Origin of the sequence: Rickettsia endosymbiont of Rhinocyllus conicus, assembly GCF_964026465.1 — a bacterium.
Classification (GTDB): domain Bacteria; phylum Pseudomonadota; class Alphaproteobacteria; order Rickettsiales; family Rickettsiaceae; genus Rickettsia.
Genome location: NZ_OZ032155.1, coordinates 972,701 through 992,678, shown reverse-complemented (window position 1 = coordinate 992,678; position 19,978 = coordinate 972,701). Strand labels below are relative to the sequence as shown.

Here is a 19,978-nt window from a genome sequence, read left to right as displayed (position 1 = left end):
AATTCCCATCTTATTTCTTTAAAATAATTAATAATACAATAAACTTATTCCTCAAAATCTTCTAAACTAACGCCATGTTTTGTTTTGTTCCATTTAAACGGACAGAAGATAATTTCAAAAACTGCTTTATATGAGGCTATAGTATGTAATATGAAATAGCCAGCCCACAAAACTAACGCTATTAAATCCTGAAACTTTATTTTTCCAAATTTTAAAGAATTTTTTAATATATAAATAACAGTTCCGTATAAATATAAGAGGGAAAAAATACTATTAACCAGCCATACATAATCAATTATAGGGTTTTTATTTATAATAATGGAAAATATTATAAAAGGTAAGCACCAGAAATTATAAGTTGATAGCCCAATGAAAATATAAATAGTTATCATTTGTAACAAAGTAAGTTTTTTATACTTATCTTTTTGTGCTATAAACACAAAAAATGTTTGCAAAAAACCTTTGATCCAACGTGATCTTTGATTTAACCAATTACCTAAACTATTTGGTGCTTCTTCTAAAGTATATGATATATGAGTCAAGAATGGCTACCTTATAATTTTGCGAGTAAATTCTTAACCCAATTTCAGCATCTTCGGTTACGTTATGAGCATCCCAGCCACCCAACCTACGTAATATATCTGCTTTAAAATGATTGCTCGTACCGCCAAGTGGGGTAGGGAGCTTGAGCAAACTTAACCCTTTTAAAATATATTCAAACCATAAGCTATATTCTAGATTAAACATTTTAGTTAAAACATTTTCGTTTTTATTATAAAAATTGAGCTTGGCTTGCAGACAAATAAAATCGGGTGCTAAACTCTTAAACATTGCTAAAGCCTTAAGTAGTTGATCTGGTTCAGGTTTATCTTCAGCATCGTAAACAACTACATATTCACCTCGTGAATATTCTAAAGCATAATTAAGGGCTTTTGGTTTAGTTTTGGGGAAGCTTTGGGGTACTAGTATCACGTGAAAATATGCAGGTAAATTATATAATGCCATTTCTTTAATCATTAAATAATCATCATCTTCGATAATTATTTTGACATCTAGTTTACTATCAGGGTAATTAATTAATGAAATATTTTTGATTATTGATCTTAATTTGCTTAACTCTTTATATAATGGCACTAAAATTGTATAAATCGGTAGCTCTTCTATACTGTTTCGCGTCTGTTTTATTTCTAATGGCTTATAGTCTCTGGTTGCTTTTACAAATAAGAGCGATTTTAAAACATTTTGTACAAAGTAGCTTATATTATTAGTAATATGAAATAAAACCGGCAAATAAATTAATATTACTATAAACACAACAAAAAATATTATTACCTTATTTGCATAATTAATATTTTTAGCAGTAATTGTTCCAACTTTAAATTCAAGATCATATTTAGCTTTAATACTATTTAAGTGAGCAAAGTTCTGCTCTAATGACTTATAAAAATAATATTTCTTGATTAGGGCTATAGAAGAAAAGTTATTCTTTTCATCAAATAATAATTTTAAATTATTTATGGCAGTAATTTTATTTCCTGCTTTATCTTCATAAACAAAATATCCCTGCATTACATATTCTTGAGCATTAGAATAATTATAAATTTTAATAGAAGAAATATTATTTATTATTGGTAGTATCTTATTTTCATAAAGCATATCAATTATTAATTCATTGTCGATTACATCCTTTTTGATAATAGTATTTAAGTCAGCTAACTGCTTTCTATCTTTAATTAGTTGCAAAATTTTATCTTCATCTATACATCTAACCATGCTGAAAAGCTTATACCTGATATTTTATATTTTTTGTTTGAAAGGCTGCGATCCCAAAAATAACCTATTTGAGTTGTTAATGAACTTTTGTTTTCTTTTCCAAAGTTAATTATTTTTGCAACCCCTAATTGCTCATAAACAGAGTTATCATATATAGAGCCGTAATTTTTTCTAGTGTGATATTTTGTAAAACTTGTAAGCATTATTCCGTTGCTAAATTTAATGCCCTCACAAATAGAGAAATTATAATACATCTTCTTATAACCAGTATTATTTATAGAATGTCCAAAGCTAATTGCATTTTGGCTAAATATAGTAACGGAATGGATATTTTTAGACATTCCTGTTAATAAAGATATTTCTCCTAAAAAACTCTCTTTCTGCTTTTTATTACTAACCATCAGGATTTTAGGTTGAGCTGAAATAACAAAATCATGATCACCAAATAATTTAAACTTGTAATAAATAGCAGCTTCTAGGCTTGTATTTTTTTTATTTATAAATTTATCGTTTTTATGTAAGAAATTCATACCTATATTTTGGTTATCGGTTATGCCATACTCTATACAGATATTTGCAAACTGCTCATCCTGATAGGATAATAACTTCAGTATTTTCTGCTCTAATTTTTTTATTTGCCGTAGAATTTTTGCTTGAAGATTAGGTTGATTTTTTACTTCTTCAAGATGTTGCCTAAGATATATTATTCTATTGTTTATATGTAAAACAGTTTCCTCTCTTTGCTTTTTTTCTGTTTTTGAGATTTTATTAGTTTTATTTCCTCCTACAATATATCTATATCTACCTTGCTCTAACAGCCATGCGAAAGCATGTGCCGTGTTAATATCAAAAACAATTATAATAAATATGAGGCAGCAATATAGCCTTAATATCATAGCCGCTTAAATTTAAAAAATGCATTATAATAACAATTATAAGTTGAGTAAAGTGTTAAATGAAAAATTTAATAAAATTTTTTGATTGAAATATTATATAACTTATTGTAGTAATAATTTATATAAGACTAAATTAACTTAAAGAGGAAAATATGCGTGATCAAAAAATTGAAAGTACAAAACTTAATTCCGGCACAACAAATTATTTTGAAAGTAATTTTTCAGAAACGTTTAGTGGAATGATAACAATTGCATCTGATACAAAAGTTGTATTTAAAAGTCTAAATAAAGTCAATAAATTAGTATTAGGAGCACGCAGCAGTGCTGAAATAACTGATCTTAATAAAGTATTTAAAAATGATGAAGATATAGAAGTTGTATTATCAGGTGATGAGATTAGTTCAGATAATGAATCTATTTAAATATGATCGTAGAAGTTTAATATTTTAAAAATACGCTATCTGAGTAATAAAAACTTATTTTATAACTCAAAATATGCTATAATATAGATTATAAAATAAATATTTATAGCTCATGATATGGAATTGGCAGCATAAAGATTGGTCTAATTTTAAATATGATCAGAAAAATATTTCTGATTTGGAAAAACGTTTTATCAATAATAGCGGTGTTCTTTTAGGGGCAACTAAACATCTTTCGAAATCGGATAAAGATAATTTAGTTGTTATGCTTGCAAGTGATGAAGCGTTAAATAGTTCTGAAATTGAGGGTGAATATTTAAATAGAGACAGCTTGCAATCCTCTATAAAGCGTTATTTTAATATAGCAAGGGATAATAGAAAAGCTTCGCCTGCGGAAAATGGTATCTCAGAATTGCTTGCCGATATGTATTATTCATATGATCAGCCTTTAAACCATGACTGTTTATTTCGTTGGCATGAAATGTTAATGAACGGTAGAAAAGATTTAGATGCTATAGGAAAATATCGCATCCACCTAGAGCCAATGCAGGTAGTTTCAGGCAAATATTATGAGCCAATAGTACATTTTGAAGCACCGCCATCTGATATTGTACCAAAAGAAATGGATAGATTTATAGAATGGTATAATAATATTACGGATTCTATTACTCCACTTACTAAAGCTGCTATTGCCCATCTTTATTTTGAGTCTATACATCCGTTTGAAGATGGTAATGGAAGAATAGGTAGAGTTATCACTATAAAAATGCTATGTCAAAATATAGGAAAACCAATATTAATAGCTTTGTCTCACGTAATAAATCAGGAAAAAAAGTTATATTATAATGCTCTAGAAAATAACAATAAAAGTTTAGAAATTACTGACTGGATATTATACTTTGTTAAAACGATAATTAAAGCTCAGGATTATACTTTACTTAATATTGAGTTTTTAATAAATAAAACAAAATTTTATGATAAATTTAAGAATGCATTAAACACAAGACAGGAAAAAGTAATTAAAAGAATTTTTGAAGAGGGGGTAGAGGGCTTTAAAGGTGGTTTGAGTGCTAAAAATTATCTAAACATCACCAAAACCTCTAAAGCCACTGCTACAAGAGATCTACAAGAATTGGTAGAGATGCAGGCATTTATTAAAACCGGCGAACTTAAAGCTACAAGGTATTATATTAATTTAGAAAATTAGAGTAAGATTAACTTTATTGTGTGCCTAAATTAAGAAGAAGTATCTTCATCTATATATTATTCTTTATTTGTATTATTCAAAAACTTTTCTTTTTAATCTTTACTAAGAAAAGATAATAAGTTATCCTTTCTTAAGGTATATCTCTTAAGAAAGGATAGAATATGAATAAACGCATAGGTAAATACATCATTCAAAAAGTATCAGGTGAGTCATATAAGGCTTATATACCACCTGAACTGCCACCTGAACCTCCTATAGATTTAGTATAATTATATACTCACCTTGAAAAAGCTACCTTAGCACTTGCAGAGTTAAACATAACCTGTAAATCTATCCCTAATACTTCGTTATTTATTTATATGTATGTCCGCAAGGAAGCATTGCTCTCAAGCCAAATTGAAGGTACACAAAGCTCTTTTTCAGACTTAATGTTATTTGAGCATAATCAAAAACCTGAAATATCCATAGAAGATGTGGAAGAAGTATCTAATTATGTAAAAGCTATAATGTATGGTTTAGAAAGGTTAAAAGATGGTTTTCCTTTTTCCTTAAGATTATTGCGGGAAATCCATAATATATTACTTTCTGGAGGGCGTGGCTCTAAAAAATTGCCAGGAGAATTTAGGCGTTCTCAGAACTGGATTGGTGGCACAAGACCAGGCAATGCGTTATTTGTTCCTCCTCCTGTAAATTATTTAAATGATTGCCTGTCTCATTTTGAAAATTTTTTGCATGATAATAGCCTGCCGGTTCTTATTAAAGCCGGTATTGCTCATGTTCAATTTGAAACAATTCATCCATTTTTAGATGGTAATGGACGTTTAGGACGATTACTAATTACATTGTTGCTTTGTCATAATGAAATACTTAATGCCCCAATTCTATATTTGAGCCTTTACTTAAAACAAAATCGTCATATTTATTATGAGCTACTTCAAGAAGTCAGGATCCATGGTAATTGGGAAACTTGGCTGGAGTTTTTTTAGAAGGCATTCATAAATCTGCAATGCAGGCAATCCAAACAACCAATCTTATTAATCAATTATTTGAAGAAGATATTACCCAGATAGAAAAAGCAGGGCGAGCAAGATTTGTTTGTAAGCAAGTTTTAGAATATATGAAATTATTGCCGCAAGTAAATGTATCTATGCTTGCTAAGGGGCTAGATATAACTGCACCTACGGCAAGGCATGCTCTTGAATTAATGAGAAAACTTAATATTTTAGAAGAAATAAGCGGTAAAAAACGCGACAAAATATACGTGTATCGTAAATATTTAAATATTCTTGAAGAGGGTGCTGAGCCTTTTACTATTACCTCCTATTAATCTTATTTGTCACTATACTGTCATTGTCAAATAAAAAGGGACCACTAAATTACGTAAAAAAGGGACCACTTTATTTAAAATTTTTTATGTCATATTACCTCCAGATTTATAGTTATTAATACGATAACTTTTACCTGTGATGTTTAGTATATGTGCATGATGTACTACTCGATCAATAATTGCATGAGTTAATAACTCATCAGCAAATATTTCATTCCATCTTTCAAAATCCTTGTTTGTGGTGATAATGGTAGATTTATTTTCATATCGTTTAGCAATAATATTAAAAAAATCATCTACTGAATGTTTTGGTAATTGCTTAAAACCTAACTCATCAAGAATTAATAAGTCAAATGATAAGAGTAATTTAACTTTTTTGTGATAGCTATTATCTGCTCTTGCAATATGTAAATTATAAAGCATATCCGATACCGTAGTAAAATATACAGAGTATTCTCGTGTTAAAGCTTTTAATGCTAATCCAATAGCAAGATGAGTTTTGCCAGTTCCAGAATTACCTATGAATATGACATTGCCCTTAGTATTAATATAATCACAAGTAGATAAATCACTTATTACTTTGGTATCAATACTTGGTTGGAACTGAAAATCAAAGTCTTCTAAATTTTTAGTTACCGGTAATTTAGCAGCATTTTTACGACGACGGTAATTATTATCCTTACGGTGAGATTTTTCATCTTCACATAATAGTGAGAGAAATTCTTTAAATCCTAGTTTATTATTTTGAGCATAAATAATCCTTTCATTTAAGCTATTGACTATACCTGATAATCTAAAACTACGTAGGTCATTAAGCAAGTTCTGCATTCTGACCTCCAAACTCTGGCAATGGTAAGTTTACTGCATTACTATTTAAGATATTCTTAATTTTAGAGTAAGAACTTATACCGTAATGTAATGCTCTATGACAGGCTTTATCTATTAACTCATCATTGTAAACCTTACGTAAAGAAATAATACCTCTGGCACAACGTTGCCAATCATTTACTCGTGTTTGTTGTAATAACTCTAATAATAAACTGCAATTATTGCCTATCTGCTGCATTTGTTGTTGATAATGTTCGCTATATTCTATAAAACCTGGGCATAGACGTTTATATTTGGCATAATGAGACGGATTAGTGGTAAATATTCCTTTGCCATCTACTCTAACGTGCCTTGCTATTAAATCATTTTGTATAGAAAATATTTGAACAAGGTTTGGTGATAATTGTACCAATACTTCACTGTATATATATTTTGCTGGTACGGAATAATAATTATTATCTATGGTGATATGACAATCTTTTGCTACTTTTCGATTATGCCACGATGATAAATCAAACGTTTCTAATGGTAAGGGCATTAAATTATTACTTTCTTCTTGCTCAAATAGTTCCTGAGGAATTTTTTTAGTAGTACCATGTATTCGGTTATTTGCTTTATTTAACCAGTTTGCAAGATCGTGTATTAATTCTTCATATCTATGAAATTTACGTCCAGCAAAAAAATTATTTTTGACATACTTTATGCCTGATTCTACTTTGCCTTTTTCTTGAGGTTGATATATACGACAAGGAGAAAGTAAAATCCCATAATGATCAGCTAAACGTTTGTATTCCTTCTGATATACAGGCTCATAGAAATTGCTATCTACCACCCCAGCTTTAAGATTATCAAGTTTTATTACTTTTGGACTACCAGCAAAATAATTAAATGCATTGATATGACATTGTATCCATGTTTTACAACTTTGATCAAACACTACTTCATAATAATCAAGGCGACTATAGCTTAAACGCATATTAAACACATATGCTTTAACTCTACGCCCTTGGGCATTATACTGTAAGCCTATGTCACCAAAATCTACTTGTGCTTCCTCTCCTGCTAAAGTATGAAAACGAATGCAACTGTTATTCTGAATCTTATATTTTTTGATATAACGGGTTAGCGAACCATAACTTTTTGTATAACCTTGAATTTTTAACTCTTCAAAAATTCTTATGTAACTTAGATTCTTTTCTAATAACTCAATTATTTGTTCGTGCCAAGAATCCAGTGCTGAAGATCGTTCATAGGGTGCAGGATATTCTGTACCAGACTCTACGTAACGATTTATTATTTTTCTTACTGTTTTACGGTCTATCCTTGTTAGTTTGGCAATATTTCTTTGACTGTTGCCTTGCTTATAAAGGGTGATAATTGTTGTGTACATATTTATTCTTATCATTGTATCACTAGATATTTATTTTAATTAATTATCTAGTGAATATTGCACATTATAACCTTATTAGGTTACACCAAATTCTCTGGTCCCTTTTTCGTGCAATTTAGTGGTCCCCTTTACTTTAGCAATGACAGCATTACGCTCAAATTTATCAAGCTGATTTAGGTCAGCTCCTTTATCCTGCAATAATTTAATGGTTTCTACTATTTGCTGATTTTTAGGCGGTGAAACTAATCCTAGCTGCATTGTTAATACAGTTAATGCTGTAAAACCATATTGATCTGTACCATTAGGATCAGCTCCCTCATTTAATAACTTTTGTACTAATTCATATTGTTCATGTTTTGCTGCTAAAGTTAATGAAGTATTTATATAACAATTTGTTCTAACTGAATTTTTAGTTGGGTCATTATATCTATAATTAATAAATTCTAAGAATTCTTCATTAGTAAGCTTTTCACGTGCATCCTCAATTAATAACTCAGCTATTTTATATTTTTTTGCTGCTATAGCGATAAGTAAACAATTATTGCCAGGAGGATCTTGAAAATCATGATTTATTGAGTTAAAGTCATCCGAATAAATTTCTTTATAACATTCTCCTTTTTTATCTTTTGACAAAACTTTTTTTATTTCTTCGATTCCTGATGGATCATTAGATGAGAGGCTAATTTGTTCTCTAAGCTTAGACATATGGGTGTTTTTTTTAATTAATCCTAACTGTCAAATTAGCGGATAAATAAATTTTGTCAATTTAAATGAAAGAATATTAACTAAGTAGTTATATTACATGGTTTTTATTTTCAGGGAATTCGGTATTTTCCGATAGCCAATCTCTATTATAAGTATTCTCATTACAAACTAGCATAATAAAGATACCATCGTTTTTTAGAACTCGTACAATTTCTTTAGCAATCTTTGTTAGCTCCTCTTTGCTTGCTACCTCCATCATAACCCAGCTAGAAAAAACTAAATTGAATGTATTATCTTCTGCCGGAATATTACCGCTTTTTATTAGATTATATGTTCCTACAGGGTCATTAGAGCTTGCTATTTTTATCATCTCTTCATTAATATCGACTCCGGTAACATCTAACCCTAAAGACTTCAAAAAAATAGTAGACTTACCTGCACCGCAACCATAATCTAATACTTTATTACCTGTAATATGATTTTTTATTATATTTGGAATATCACGAAATGCTAAATATCCTGTTCCGCTTAGGTCTAATTTAGAATAAGCTTGAGCATATAAAGTGGCTTGATGCCGATAATCTATAAGGGTCATAATAATATATTAATAAGTTTAACACATTATATCTTGTAGTTTATCATTATCAACTATTTCTATTGTTGGTTATGAATTTGGATACATCTTTTGTAATTAATAACTATCTAGAGTTAGTACCTAGTAATAATTGAGCCATTTCATGAGCCGTAAATTCTTGTTGTTTATGGCTTTCAAGTGTTTTTATAACTTTAAATTTATCAAATATTTTATCAGTATTATCAATATAACAATATTTAGTCCAACATCCATTTTCTATTATTTTGATTTTTGGCTCTATTTTTTGTATGGTCATACATAATGAATCTACTTCTTTATGTAAAAGTATAGCTATTTCTTCCTTTGATAGTTTATAATCGCTTATTTGCACTTTTTGCTCTGATTCTTCAGTGTAGGTGTTGACTAGCCATGCCGTTATTTGAAAACTGGCAAATTCTTTGCCTACGTTATCTTTGAGAAATTTAATAATATTAAACTCAAGGTCAAAATTATTATTATCATTGTTAACTATTTTATCATAGTTATTAACATAACAATATTTAAACCGACTTCCTTTTTTTATTAATTGAATTTTTGGCTCTATTTTTTGTATAGCTGAACTTAACCTATTTAATTCATTTCTATAGATCATAGTAATAATTTTTGTTCTTTGAAATTTACTTGTGGCATTAAGTAACCTTTTATCATTACTTGCTTGTGCTTTTTGCTCTGCTTCTTCAGGGTACATATTAATAATTGAAGTTGCAATCTGTGAATTAGTAAATTCTTTGTTTAAATTATCTCTAAGGAATTTGATAACTATAGATTTAAGGTCAAATTCTTTATGTATTGTAGATTCATAGTTAGCAATTTTATCAATATAATAATATTTAGGTTGGTACTCATCGGTTATTTTAATTTTCGGTTCTTTCTTTTGTAAAGCCGTACGAAAATTTGAATTAAATTCATTTTGTATAAGTTTAATAACAAATTTCTTTCTAATTGCTTTATCGGTAATACCAAGTAATATTTTATTTTTACTCATTTGCTCTTTTCGTATAATCTCTTCAGGATATGTGTTTCCAAGCCATGCTGCAATTTCATGACCGGTAAATTTTTTCCCTGGATTATCTCTAAGAAGTTTAACAATCGCATTTGTACGATTAAAATTAAGCATATTTGTAATTATGTTTATTTAAATAAAAGTTTATTTTGTTATTATAGTTTTTTGGTTATTTTAACTGATATATGCAAATTCTTATTTGATTTACTTTTTTTCTTTTTTGTTTTGTTAGCCTTGTTTTTTGAATTAGGTTTAAGAGGCTCAATAAACGCAGTTTTAAGGTTAAAAGAAAACATATTTAATAATTTTATTTAAATGGATTAAATTTTTTGTAAAATAATTAATACTCAATATACTTTTTAAAGTCAAGTAGAAAAAAATAAATATATTTTGTGTTAATTTAGAAAAAAGTAAAAAAGTAGAAGTATATGCAAAATCTTCTTCTTAAAAGCTATATACACTCCATAAATATCGGATATTTAAGTAGTATATTTCTAATATATCTAAATGTAAATTACTTCTTGGTAGCTATAGTTATATGCAAGCTTACTTTATAACCTTTAAAGCTTAGTTGTGGGGGTAATTGATATTTTTTTCTTAGAGAAATCAAGGAGGGTGAACTAACTTTTAAAACGTAATATTGTTTATTTCCTGTTTGCGTTTTTGCTAATTCTTCTATTTCAAAGGAGTGTATTACATTAATGTCTTGGTCATTTATGACTACTTCTTCATTAGGATAAATTATAGTAATATGAGTACCTATATCACATTGTTCACTGAAATAATCAGGTTTTTGCAAATCTTCATGCTCTGCAATTAAAGGATATAATTTATGAATAAAATCATTACTGGTTTTCAAATAAGTATAGTTTTTTTCTTGCAAAACTACCCCTTCATTTTTTAAAGTTTTAGCAACTTTTATCAATTCCGGATTATCTATCTTTTGAAAAATTAACTCATTTTTATGCATATTATAATTCTAATAAATGAAGAGTAAAAGGCATTGTTGGATAATTCTTATCTCATTCCCGCTTAAGGCTTGCTTGCGTGGATCGAGAGTCGTCATTGCGAGCGAATGAAATGAGCGTGGCAATCTAGAAAAAATAATAAAAAATGCTATAAATTAGCATTTTTTAGCTGGATTGCTTCGTCAATTACTTCGTAATTTCCTCGCAATGACGGAAAAATCGATCTACGCAAACAAGCCTTAAGCAGGAATGACATACAAGGCATTTTCCAAGTTATCACTGATTACGCCAAGCCGATCAAGCAATAAGGTTTAAATATATCTCATCATTTAACTCTTTTGTAGAAGATAATTCTATGTTTAATGCAGCAAATATCTGCACTAAGGCGGTAGATAAGTCGTTGATCATTTCATCGGTATGTGCGGGAGTTGGGATAATTCGGAGGCGTTCGGTTCCTCTTGGTACTGTTGGAAAATTGATGTGTTGAACGTAAATACCATACTCATTAAGCAGCATATTAGAAGCTTTGGCAGCCTTAATAGGATCACCAATAATTATCGGCACTATATGGCTTTCATTTTTAAGATAAGGGATGTTAAAGCGGTCAAAAGAGCTTTTAAGCTTGCTAACCACCTGCTGATGTGTTTTTCGTTCTTGATTAGATTCTTTTAAATGTCTAATACTATGTGTTGCAGCGGTAGAAATTACCGGTGGCAGTGAGGTAGTAAAAATGAAGCCGGAAGCTGTTAATCTGATAGCATCAATTAGGCTATGGTTTGCGGTGATATAACCACCGATAGTACCGTATGCTTTGGCAAGCGTTCCTTGGATAATGTCGATTTTATCGCTACAATCAAGAAGCTCAGCAATACCAGCACCGGTTTTGCCATATAAACCTACTGTGTGGACTTCATCAATAAAGGTTAAAGCATTATATTTTTTAGCTAAATTGATTATATCTTTAACAGGAGAAAAGAAGCCGTCCATGGAATAAGCCGACTCAAAAACGATTATTTTCGGTCTATTAACATCAACTGATTGGAGCAGCTCTTCTAAATGCTTAACGTCTAAATGTCTGTATATGTGCTTTTCGGCTTTAGAACCGGTAATGCCGGCAATGATCGAGGCGTGATTTAGCTCATCGGAAAAAAAGACAAGATCAGGCATAATTTTAGCAAGTGTTGCAAGGGTTGTGTCATTTGCAACAAAGCCGGAAGTAAAGACTAAGGAGGCTTCTTTGTTATGCAAGCTTGCCAGCTCCTGCTCAAGCTCAAGAATAGCTACATTATTACCGCCGATATTTCTTGTTCCGCCTGAACCAACGCCATATTTTAGCAATGCATCTATGGAAGCTTGCACTACTTTTGGATGCTTGCTCATACCCAAATAGTCATTGATACACCACATGACTATTTGTTTATCATCGCACATAGCGAAAGGAAAATTATCGGCTTGCCTTTTTAAGGCTTTAAATTCCCGATATCTTCCTTCATTTTTAATTTTATCTATATGATCGCTAAATATAGTATCGTAATAAGACATTAAACCTATTATCTTGTTTGAAAAATTTTTATGTATCCCGTCATTGCGAGCGACTAAAAGGAGCGTGGCAATCTCGTTTTATAATCCTGAGATTGCTTCGTCAAAATTTTCAATTTTTCCTCGCAATGACGTTAACCTATTCGCAACCATTCTACATTAAAACTAATTAAGTTAAAAGCTATAATATAGCTTTTTGTACAATATCATTAAGTCTTTTTGAGAAAGCCCCTGTATCTGCTACCGGTTCACCCTCTAAAATACAAGCTTGATCAAATATTAACTTAACTAGCTCCTCGTTATTTTTATTATTCGCTTTTAAGTCATTAAATATTTTTTCTATGATCTTATTTTTGGGATTCAGCTCTAGATTTTTAGCGGATGCAGCAGCTATTTGCTTCTGCTCGATCAAAAATCGCTCCATACGAATATCCATAGCAGCTTCACTAACAGCAAGACAAGCAGGGCTTGAAGTCAGTTTTTTAGATATCTTAACATCTTTAACTAAACTCCCTAAAATCTCTTTAAAGTAATCAGTTAATGATTTATATTCATCATCAGATTTTTTATCATCCTTATTTTTTTCTTCTGGTGATGAAGTAGCTTGATCTACATCAATATCGCTTCTTGTAGCCGACTTAATTGCATGTCCTTTATATTCGCTATTAACATTTACCCAAAAATCATCAACAGTATCGGTAAATAATAACACATCGATATTTTTACTTAATAACCCCTCTATTTGTGGGCTTGAAAGTAGTTTGTCAGGATTATCACCACTTAAATAATATATAGTATTCTGCCCATCTTTAAAGCCTTTTATATATTCATCAAGGCTAATCATTTTATTATGCAAGGCACTTCTAAATATACATACTTCTAATAACTTTTCATGATCTGTTGTAGCCTCACATAACCCTTCCTTTAAAGCTCCACCAAAATTAGCCCAAAAGTTATTATATTCATCCATAGCCTCTTCTTTCTTTTTCTTAAGTTCTCCTAGCACTCTTTTAGTAATAGCGTTTTTGATTTTCTCAAGTATGTTATTATGTTGCAACGATTCACGGCTTATATTCAGCGGTAAATCCTCTGAATCTACCACTCCTCGTAAAAACCTTAGATATGATGGGATTAAATCAATATTCTCATCAGAAATAAATACTCTTTTTATGTATAATTTTACACGTCTTTTGCGATCAGGATGGAATAAATCATAAGTTTTGCTTGATGGGATAAATAGCAGATTTGTAAACTCTATAGCTCCTTCATTTTTATTATGCATAGTAACCCAAGGATCATCCACCACATAAGATAAGCTTTTATAGAATTTTTTATATTGCTCTTCGGTAATTTCTGATTTTGATCTTGTCCATAATGCTGATGCAGAATTTAGTTGTATTTCGTTATTATCCCCCTCATCAAAGAAATATATTGGCACAGCTATATGATCGGAATAGCTTTTAACTATATGTTTTAATCTAAAATGATCAAGGAAACTATCTTCTTCCTTTTTAATGTGTAGAGCGATTTCCGTTCCTCTGCTAAATTCTCTATCTGAGCTTGATACAATATATTCGCCTTCGCCTTCCGATTCCCAAACATATACTTTATCTTCGCCAGCTTTTCTTGAAGTTACAGTGACCTTATCAGCTACCATAAAGCTTGAGTAAAAACCAACGCCAAACTGACCAATTAGCATATTATCTTTTTTAGAATCACCTGAGAGATTCTTAAGGAAATTTGCCGTACCCGATCTTGCAATAGTGCCTAGATTCTCGATTAAATCCTCTTTATTCATACCGATTCCGTTATCACGGATGATAACCTGACCATTATTTTTATCGACTTTAACAGTAATTTTAAAGTTAGAGTCACCGGCTACTAATTCAGCTTCACTTTGGGATAGATAACGCAGCTTATCACAAGCATCAGAGGCATTAGAAATCAATTCCCGCATAAAAATCTCTTTATTACTATAAAGAGAGTGAATCATTAAATTTAAAATCTTACCGACTTCGGCATCAAATTTCTTTTTTTCTTGTTTCATTACTTAAATCCAATTTAAAATTCTTGTTTTAGTTTTGTTGTATTTAATGTCATCCCGCGACTTGATCGCGGGATCTTATGACTCAGTTTGTGATACAAGACCCCGTGATCAAGTCACGGGGTGACACCAATGTAACAAAACTTTATTCATTTAATATAGGATTTTAAAATCAAATTTAAATACTCTTCATCAATATTTTTTATTAAAATTGTCTTTAAGCTGTTAGTATGTCCTTTAGTAATTTCTAAATTACTCCGCAATAACTGCCATTCTTTTGCCAAAAAATTTATGATCTCTTCGTTAGCTTTGCCTTGTTGTGCATGTGCTTTTATAGATAATTTTAGATGGGGGATATCGTTAATTATAATAAATTCTTTGATAGCATTATTCTTAGCAGCTGCTTTAACTTTTATATTTAAATATGCTGTTTTTAATAAAGAATTATAGATAAAAAAGTTCATGGTAAATAACGTAACAGTTGAAAATTATAAAATTTAATTTATAATGCCTTGTGAAAATTCAACTAAATCTATTTATGAGTTCTACAAACAAATATCAAGCACTTATCACTCAGTTACAAAAAAACGATCCTAATTTTGTACATCTTGACCTTAAAGATATAGATTTAACAATATTACAGCTAGAAGAAATAGCAAGTAAAATCCAAAATAATGATTTTATCGGTAATGTAAGCTGGGGAAAAATGCCTAATTCTTCCAGTGATTTTATACAGAAGATAGAAAATAAAATAATTTTAAACAATCAGAATTATAAGCAGCACCCTAGCGATTTTATTCATGGGTTACTTAGTTTGCATTCTTATATAGATTCTAAAACACAAGAAAAAGTAACTCTTGAAAAAGCAAAATATAATCAATATTTAGAAGATTGGAAGATATTTAAAATATTTAGCGAGTCTAAAATAGGCAGATATTACGCCGTAGCATATGTAAACGACAAGACCAAACAAATAGTATTTGCTCATCGAGGCATTACATTTGAGGGGGTGGGATTTGCTAAAACCGGACTCACCGCTTAAGACCCATTTAAAAAGTATTTTAGGCGGGCAGATAGTAGCACAACAAGCAGCAGCATATCAGACTACGCAGGAAATCACCGAATATGCTAAAAAGCATGACTATAATCTATCTTTTACGGGTTATTCTTTAGGTGCATGGTTTGCAGAATTAAGCTTATATTTTGCTCATCAAGATTTTAACTATTACAAAGGAAAAGCTATAACGTTCGATAGTCCTGGCTCTGCAAAAGTTATAGGTAGTTTTAAACCCAATATAATTAGTCATAAAACTCATTTTGATATAAGAAATTTAGACATAACTACTTATCTATCTGCTCCGAATTTTGTAAATACTAGTAACTCTCATATTCATAAGGCATATAGATTATTTCCTGAAATTACGGCTACCGAGTATAGCAGTAAAATAATAAATACCTTGAATAAAGCCATCCCAATTAAAAATTATATTTCTTTACTATCATTAAGTAGCGACTTACTTACTTCAATGCTGGATGCCTTTGATCCCGAAACCGGTAGACCTATAAAATATGAACAGATAATAGATTGGCCTTGTATCAAATATGAACCTAAAGACAATACGTTAGGAGATAAGTTATTTTATTTTGTGCCTGTTAATAACACAATTAAAGATTTGGCAAGCGATCTAGCAGATAGAGGCATAACGGCAACGACATTAGGAAGTTTTCTTGAGGTAATTAATCAATTTGTCAGCGGTAATGTCGCAATTGAGCAAATTTTAGAAGTTTACAAGCATTTAGAAAACCCTGAACAACTAAAGGGAAAGAATCAATTTGAGCTTTCTTACCAAGGTCATTACCGCTCGCAGGAAGTAAATTTGTCTGAAGATGTAGCTAATATAAATGATAAAAGAAACGGTGATTGGTATTTATGCCAACTAGCAGAACTAAACCTTGAAGTAAAAGAGATACCAAACTTAGCTAGAAAGCAATTAAAGATTATAAAAGAACAATATGAGATAGAACATAAAAATGACAAAGATTATATATTTATAAAATCATCTAATATTAAGGTGGATGATTTAAGGGAGCAAATTTTAAGATTAGTTGAAGTGAGTCATGAGGCAAAAAAAATATTGAAAGATTGTAATGTTTATTCTGCCGGTTATATAGGGAGTGTAAACAGTAATTTACCTATTTTATCAATTCATAACCTTATTCATCGTGAAGAAGCATTTAAACAAATCGATAATGCTTTAAGTAAAAACTCATATGTAGCAATTAGTGCTTTTGCCGGAACGGACAAAACTACTCTAGCTAAGGATTACGGTCGTAAACAAAGAGACGAAGCAAAGAAAATAGTACGCTTTATTAATGCTGATTCTGCCTATAAAATTAATGAAGCATATAGGCAACTTGCTAAAGAGCTTGCCATTTATATAACAGATAAAAAAGAGGGAGAGATAATAAGATTAGTCTGTAATAAAATTGCAAATTTAAATTCAAATACATTATTTATTTTTGATAATGTCGAAGCATATAAAGATATTGAACTTTATATTAACGGTATAATGAATATACCCAAAGATAAAGTACAAACCATAATTACTACTAAAAATAATAAGCTAAGTGATGATATAACAAATATTGAATTAAAACCTTTTAATATAAAAACAGCAATAACATATTTAGAAAATTCCTTAGGAAATAGGTTTAATAATGAAGACATTAACGATTTAATAGAAGAGTTAGGCAATAAAGATGAAGTATTGCCATATAGTTTGTCCAAAGCGGTAGCATATTTTAAAAAAATAAATTACTTAAAGTAAAAGATTATCTTAATTTTCTACGTAATAATAAAGATGAACAACCTGAGACAATACTGCTATTAGAAATATTAGAAAAATCACCAGTAGCCTGGCAGATGTTACAATATTCAGCATATTTAGACCCTGACTTTATAAGTATAGATATTTTCAAAAAACTATTTCTAGTGAGTGAAGAAAAATTACAAGAACCTATAAAAAGATTAGAAGAATTATCGTTAATGAATCTAATACGCCAAGATGAACAAGCAGGTTTACAATTACATGGATTAGTACAGTTTGCAGTAAAAAGATATGCAGATAGACATAAAGAGCATGCAATGGATAAAAAAGAAGTTTTTGTAAGATTAATAGAAGTACTAGATAATTTATTTCCGTCAGTAACAAATGAACCAAGCAAAGATTGGGAAAATGCTAAATTAATTTATCCTCATGTAATAAAAATATTAAATATACATAAACTTAGCAAAGCAAGCTTATATAAAAAAGTGGGGTATTATAATGATCATATATTATGTAAATTTAAAGAATCATTAGAATATCACGAGGAAGCTTTAAAGAGATATAGGGTACTGTATTCAGGTAATCATCCTTATATTGTTATTTCTCTCAAAAATATTGGTATAGCTTATCAAAAATTAGGACAGTTTTCAAAAGCACTAGAATATTTAGAAAAAGCCTTGAAGATAAGGCAAATGGTATATCAAAACAACCATCCTTATATTGCTAACTTGCTTAATTGTATTGGGACTGTTTACAGTGACCTAGGATACTCATCTAAAGGACTAGAATGTTTAGAAGAAGCCTTAAAGATAAGACAAGCATTATATCAAGTTGATCATCCCGATATTGCAAATTCTCTTAATAATGTGGGTATAGCTTATCAAAAATTAGGACAGTTTTCAAAAGCACTAGAATATTTGGAGGAAGCCTTGAAGATAAGGCAAGCATTATATCAAGCTGATCATCCCGATATTGCAAATTCTCTTAATAATGTGGGCTTAGTTTATAAGGATTTGGACAATATTTCTAAAGGGCTAGAATATTTTAAAAAAGCCTTAGAGATGAAACAAAAATTATATCAAATTGATCATCCTACAATTATTACCTCCCTTAATAATGTAAATACAGTTTATGATAAATTAAACCATATCTCTAAAGAACTAAGATATAAAGAAGAAGCGTTTAGGATGATAAAAATATTATACAAAGGAAATCATCATTATATTATTCTTTCTTTTATTGATATTGGAACAGTATATAGAAAATGGGGAGACATAAGCAAAGCAAAAGAACTTCATAAACAAGCTTATTTAATGTATGTACAAACTTTAGGCTTAAAACATTCCCATACTAAAAACTTAGAAAGTTATATTAAAATAATCGCACCGAAGTTTATCCGAAATAACGAGACTAGGGAGTTTATATGGCTCTGTCGCATCTATACATCATGTCTAGTATTTTCACTAAAACCTAAGATTTTAGATATTATGCTGCCATTAACATTTTAAAGTTTTCAAAAGTAGATACCTGCTCATTAGCTCCTACTATTTGTCCTTTTTGAATCATACGAATATTTTCAATACCAGCAATAGTTATCTTAGCACTACGGAAACTCTTAAAACCAAGCATTGGCTTAGTTCGTTTCTTAACAAATCTATGATCTTGTTCTATCAAATTGTTCAGATATTTATTTTGAAGTATTTTTATCTTTTGTTCTTTAGGTGAGTTTTTATTAAAGTCAGTAAGAGCCGAAGTATTACTACCACTCTTATCTATTACTACCTTTTTAGGTATATCGTTACTCTTAAAGGCTTTTTTAAAAAACGCCTTAGCAGCTGCAGCATCTCTACGTTTTCTTAATAAGAACTCAATAGTATCGCCACAAGAGTCGATGGCTCTATATAGATATACCCATTTACCATTGAGCTTAATATATGTTTCATCCATTCTCCAGCTATTGCCAATCGGTTTCTTACGTTTTCTAACCTCCCTATCTATCAAAGGAGCAAATTTAATTAACCATCTTTGAAGAGTAGCGTGATCTATTTTAGCACCTCTGATACTTGCCATCTCCTCAAGTTCTCTGTAACTTAACGAAAATCTACATTTCATATACACAAATAACATGATTATCTCAGGAGATGAACAAAATCCTTTAAAATACTTCAAAAGTTTTGGTGATATTGCAAATGGCATACTGCTAATTTTTTGGCTCTTTATAGCCTATATTACGACACTTGGCAATAGATGCGACAGAGCCAATTATCCGTTCTGTCATTGCTAAAGTAAAGGGGACCACTAAATTGCACGAAAAAGGGACCAGAGAATTTGGTGTAACCTAATAAGGTTATAATGTGCAATATTCACTAGATAATTAATTAAAATAAATATCTAGTGATACAATGATAAGAATA

General features: G+C 30.0%; 20 protein-coding genes. 7 read left to right on the top strand and 13 right to left on the bottom strand.

Translation table 11 applies throughout. The features are described 5' to 3' along the window. Positions 1 to 44: 44 nt before the first annotated feature. Genes AAGD54_RS05275 through AAGD54_RS05265 form a run of 3 tightly spaced genes read right to left on the bottom strand, consistent with a single transcriptional unit; the run spans position 45 to position 2,303 of the window. Entirely contained in the window at positions 45 to 542 is a 498-nt protein-coding gene (locus AAGD54_RS05275) for a hypothetical protein (RefSeq protein WP_341794303.1), read from the bottom strand. Then, positions 502 to 1,773, bottom strand: a complete 1,272-nt coding sequence (locus tag AAGD54_RS05270) for a glycosyltransferase (RefSeq protein ID WP_341794302.1) — start codon at positions 1,771 to 1,773, stop codon at positions 502 to 504. The genes AAGD54_RS05275 and AAGD54_RS05270 overlap by 41 nt, the downstream gene beginning before the upstream one ends. After that, the gene (locus AAGD54_RS05265; RefSeq protein WP_341789227.1) at positions 1,758 to 2,303 is read right to left on the bottom strand and encodes a hypothetical protein; all 546 of its coding nucleotides are present in this window, start codon (positions 2,301 to 2,303) and stop codon (positions 1,758 to 1,760) included. The genes AAGD54_RS05270 and AAGD54_RS05265 overlap by 16 nt, the downstream gene beginning before the upstream one ends. 518 nt (positions 2,304 to 2,821) lie before the next feature. Between AAGD54_RS05265 and AAGD54_RS05260 the strand changes: the two genes are divergently transcribed. From AAGD54_RS05260 to AAGD54_RS05245, 4 genes are all read left to right on the top strand, one after another. Continuing rightward, positions 2,822 to 3,091, top strand: a complete 270-nt coding sequence (locus AAGD54_RS05260; RefSeq protein WP_341788114.1) for a hypothetical protein — start codon at positions 2,822 to 2,824, stop codon at positions 3,089 to 3,091. 112 nt (positions 3,092 to 3,203) lie between these two features. Beyond that, positions 3,204 to 4,298 carry a Fic family protein gene (locus AAGD54_RS05255; protein WP_341794301.1) on the top strand — a complete coding sequence of 365 codons (1,095 nt, stop codon included), beginning with the start codon at positions 3,204 to 3,206 and terminating at the stop codon, positions 4,296 to 4,298. Positions 4,299 to 4,615: 317 nt separating this feature from the next. Continuing rightward, the gene (locus AAGD54_RS05250; protein WP_341795187.1) at positions 4,616 to 5,284 is read left to right on the top strand and encodes a Fic family protein; all 669 of its coding nucleotides are present in this window, start codon (positions 4,616 to 4,618) and stop codon (positions 5,282 to 5,284) included. Positions 5,285 to 5,304: 20 nt separating this feature from the next. Further along, on the top strand, positions 5,305 to 5,625 hold the full coding sequence (locus tag AAGD54_RS05245) for a hypothetical protein (RefSeq protein ID WP_341794300.1): 321 nt from the start codon (positions 5,305 to 5,307) through the stop codon (positions 5,623 to 5,625). A gap of 84 nt (positions 5,626 to 5,709) precedes the next feature. Here AAGD54_RS05245 and istB read toward each other — a convergent pair whose 3' ends face one another. From istB to AAGD54_RS05200, 9 genes are all read right to left on the bottom strand, one after another. Further along, positions 5,710 to 6,453 (bottom strand): IS21-like element helper ATPase IstB, encoded by a 744-nt coding sequence (istB, locus tag AAGD54_RS05240; RefSeq protein ID WP_341794290.1) that lies wholly within the window; start codon positions 6,451 to 6,453, stop codon positions 5,710 to 5,712. Then, positions 6,437 to 7,843 (bottom strand): IS21 family transposase, encoded by a 1,407-nt coding sequence (gene istA, locus AAGD54_RS05235; RefSeq protein WP_341794291.1) that lies wholly within the window; start codon positions 7,841 to 7,843, stop codon positions 6,437 to 6,439. The genes istB and istA overlap by 17 nt, the downstream gene beginning before the upstream one ends. Positions 7,844 to 7,918: 75 nt before the next feature. Further along, positions 7,919 to 8,548, bottom strand: coding sequence for an ankyrin repeat domain-containing protein (locus AAGD54_RS05230; protein ID WP_341794299.1), 630 nt, complete (start codon positions 8,546 to 8,548; stop codon positions 7,919 to 7,921). A gap of 88 nt (positions 8,549 to 8,636) precedes the next feature. Further along, on the bottom strand, positions 8,637 to 9,143 hold the full coding sequence (locus AAGD54_RS05225; protein ID WP_341794298.1) for a class I SAM-dependent methyltransferase: 507 nt from the start codon (positions 9,141 to 9,143) through the stop codon (positions 8,637 to 8,639). 103 nt (positions 9,144 to 9,246) lie between these two features. Further along, positions 9,247 to 10,299 (bottom strand): hypothetical protein, encoded by a 1,053-nt coding sequence (locus tag AAGD54_RS05220; RefSeq protein WP_341794297.1) that lies wholly within the window; start codon positions 10,297 to 10,299, stop codon positions 9,247 to 9,249. Positions 10,300 to 10,699: 400 nt separating this feature from the next. Beyond that, complete coding sequence (locus tag AAGD54_RS05215; protein WP_341788041.1) at positions 10,700 to 11,155, bottom strand: hypothetical protein; 456 nt, start codon at positions 11,153 to 11,155, stop codon at positions 10,700 to 10,702. Between the two features lie 295 nt (positions 11,156 to 11,450). Next, a complete protein-coding gene (hemA, locus tag AAGD54_RS05210; protein WP_341794296.1) occupies positions 11,451 to 12,695 on the bottom strand; it encodes a 5-aminolevulinate synthase in 1,245 nt (414 codons plus the stop codon). A gap of 178 nt (positions 12,696 to 12,873) precedes the next feature. Continuing rightward, the gene (gene htpG / locus AAGD54_RS05205; RefSeq protein ID WP_341794295.1) at positions 12,874 to 14,739 is read right to left on the bottom strand and encodes a molecular chaperone HtpG; all 1,866 of its coding nucleotides are present in this window, start codon (positions 14,737 to 14,739) and stop codon (positions 12,874 to 12,876) included. 146 nt (positions 14,740 to 14,885) lie between these two features. After that, the gene (locus tag AAGD54_RS05200; RefSeq protein ID WP_341788038.1) at positions 14,886 to 15,200 is read right to left on the bottom strand and encodes a DUF167 domain-containing protein; all 315 of its coding nucleotides are present in this window, start codon (positions 15,198 to 15,200) and stop codon (positions 14,886 to 14,888) included. Positions 15,201 to 15,274: 74 nt separating this feature from the next. Here AAGD54_RS05200 and AAGD54_RS05195 point away from each other — a divergent pair, with 74 nt between their 5' ends. The 3 genes from AAGD54_RS05195 to AAGD54_RS05185 all read left to right on the top strand — a co-directional run bounded on the left by AAGD54_RS05195 (position 15,275) and on the right by AAGD54_RS05185 (position 19,072). Then, entirely contained in the window at positions 15,275 to 15,778 is a 504-nt protein-coding gene (locus AAGD54_RS05195) for a hypothetical protein (RefSeq protein ID WP_341794294.1), read from the top strand. Further along, positions 15,753 to 17,564, top strand: a complete 1,812-nt coding sequence (locus AAGD54_RS05190) for a hypothetical protein (protein WP_341794293.1) — start codon at positions 15,753 to 15,755, stop codon at positions 17,562 to 17,564. Before AAGD54_RS05195 ends, AAGD54_RS05190 begins: the two co-directional genes overlap by 26 nt. A gap of 95 nt (positions 17,565 to 17,659) precedes the next feature. Next, positions 17,660 to 19,072 (top strand): tetratricopeptide repeat protein, encoded by a 1,413-nt coding sequence (locus AAGD54_RS05185; RefSeq protein ID WP_341794292.1) that lies wholly within the window; start codon positions 17,660 to 17,662, stop codon positions 19,070 to 19,072. Here the strand turns inward: AAGD54_RS05185 and AAGD54_RS05180 are convergent. Then, on the bottom strand, positions 19,050 to 19,760 hold the full coding sequence (locus AAGD54_RS05180) for an IS6 family transposase (RefSeq protein ID WP_341794245.1): 711 nt from the start codon (positions 19,758 to 19,760) through the stop codon (positions 19,050 to 19,052). The genes AAGD54_RS05185 and AAGD54_RS05180 overlap by 23 nt on opposite strands. Between the last annotated feature and the right edge of the window lie 218 nt (positions 19,761 to 19,978).

Coding starts and splice junctions, on each gene's coding strand:
- AAGD54_RS05270 (WP_341794302.1), bottom strand. CDS start 1,773: ATGGTTAGATGTATAGATGAAGATAAAATTTTGCAACTAATTAAAGAT.
- AAGD54_RS05265 (WP_341789227.1), bottom strand. CDS start 2,303: ATGAATTTCTTACATAAAAACGATAAATTTATAAATAAAAAAAATACA.
- AAGD54_RS05260 (WP_341788114.1), top strand. CDS start 2,822: ATGCGTGATCAAAAAATTGAAAGTACAAAACTTAATTCCGGCACAACA.
- AAGD54_RS05255 (WP_341794301.1), top strand. CDS start 3,204: ATGATATGGAATTGGCAGCATAAAGATTGGTCTAATTTTAAATATGAT.
- AAGD54_RS05245 (WP_341794300.1), top strand. CDS start 5,305: ATGCAGGCAATCCAAACAACCAATCTTATTAATCAATTATTTGAAGAA.
- istB (WP_341794290.1), bottom strand. CDS start 6,453: ATGCAGAACTTGCTTAATGACCTACGTAGTTTTAGATTATCAGGTATA.
- istA (WP_341794291.1), bottom strand. CDS start 7,843: ATGTACACAACAATTATCACCCTTTATAAGCAAGGCAACAGTCAAAGA.
- AAGD54_RS05230 (WP_341794299.1), bottom strand. CDS start 8,548: ATGTCTAAGCTTAGAGAACAAATTAGCCTCTCATCTAATGATCCATCA.
- AAGD54_RS05225 (WP_341794298.1), bottom strand. CDS start 9,143: ATGACCCTTATAGATTATCGGCATCAAGCCACTTTATATGCTCAAGCT.
- AAGD54_RS05220 (WP_341794297.1), bottom strand. CDS start 10,299: ATGCTTAATTTTAATCGTACAAATGCGATTGTTAAACTTCTTAGAGAT.
- AAGD54_RS05215 (WP_341788041.1), bottom strand. CDS start 11,155: ATGCATAAAAATGAGTTAATTTTTCAAAAGATAGATAATCCGGAATTG.
- hemA (WP_341794296.1), bottom strand. CDS start 12,695: ATGTCTTATTACGATACTATATTTAGCGATCATATAGATAAAATTAAA.
- htpG (WP_341794295.1), bottom strand. CDS start 14,739: ATGAAACAAGAAAAAAAGAAATTTGATGCCGAAGTCGGTAAGATTTTA.
- AAGD54_RS05200 (WP_341788038.1), bottom strand. CDS start 15,200: ATGAACTTTTTTATCTATAATTCTTTATTAAAAACAGCATATTTAAAT.
- AAGD54_RS05195 (WP_341794294.1), top strand. CDS start 15,275: ATGAGTTCTACAAACAAATATCAAGCACTTATCACTCAGTTACAAAAA.
- AAGD54_RS05185 (WP_341794292.1), top strand. CDS start 17,660: ATGTTACAATATTCAGCATATTTAGACCCTGACTTTATAAGTATAGAT.
- AAGD54_RS05180 (WP_341794245.1), bottom strand. CDS start 19,760: ATGCCATTTGCAATATCACCAAAACTTTTGAAGTATTTTAAAGGATTT.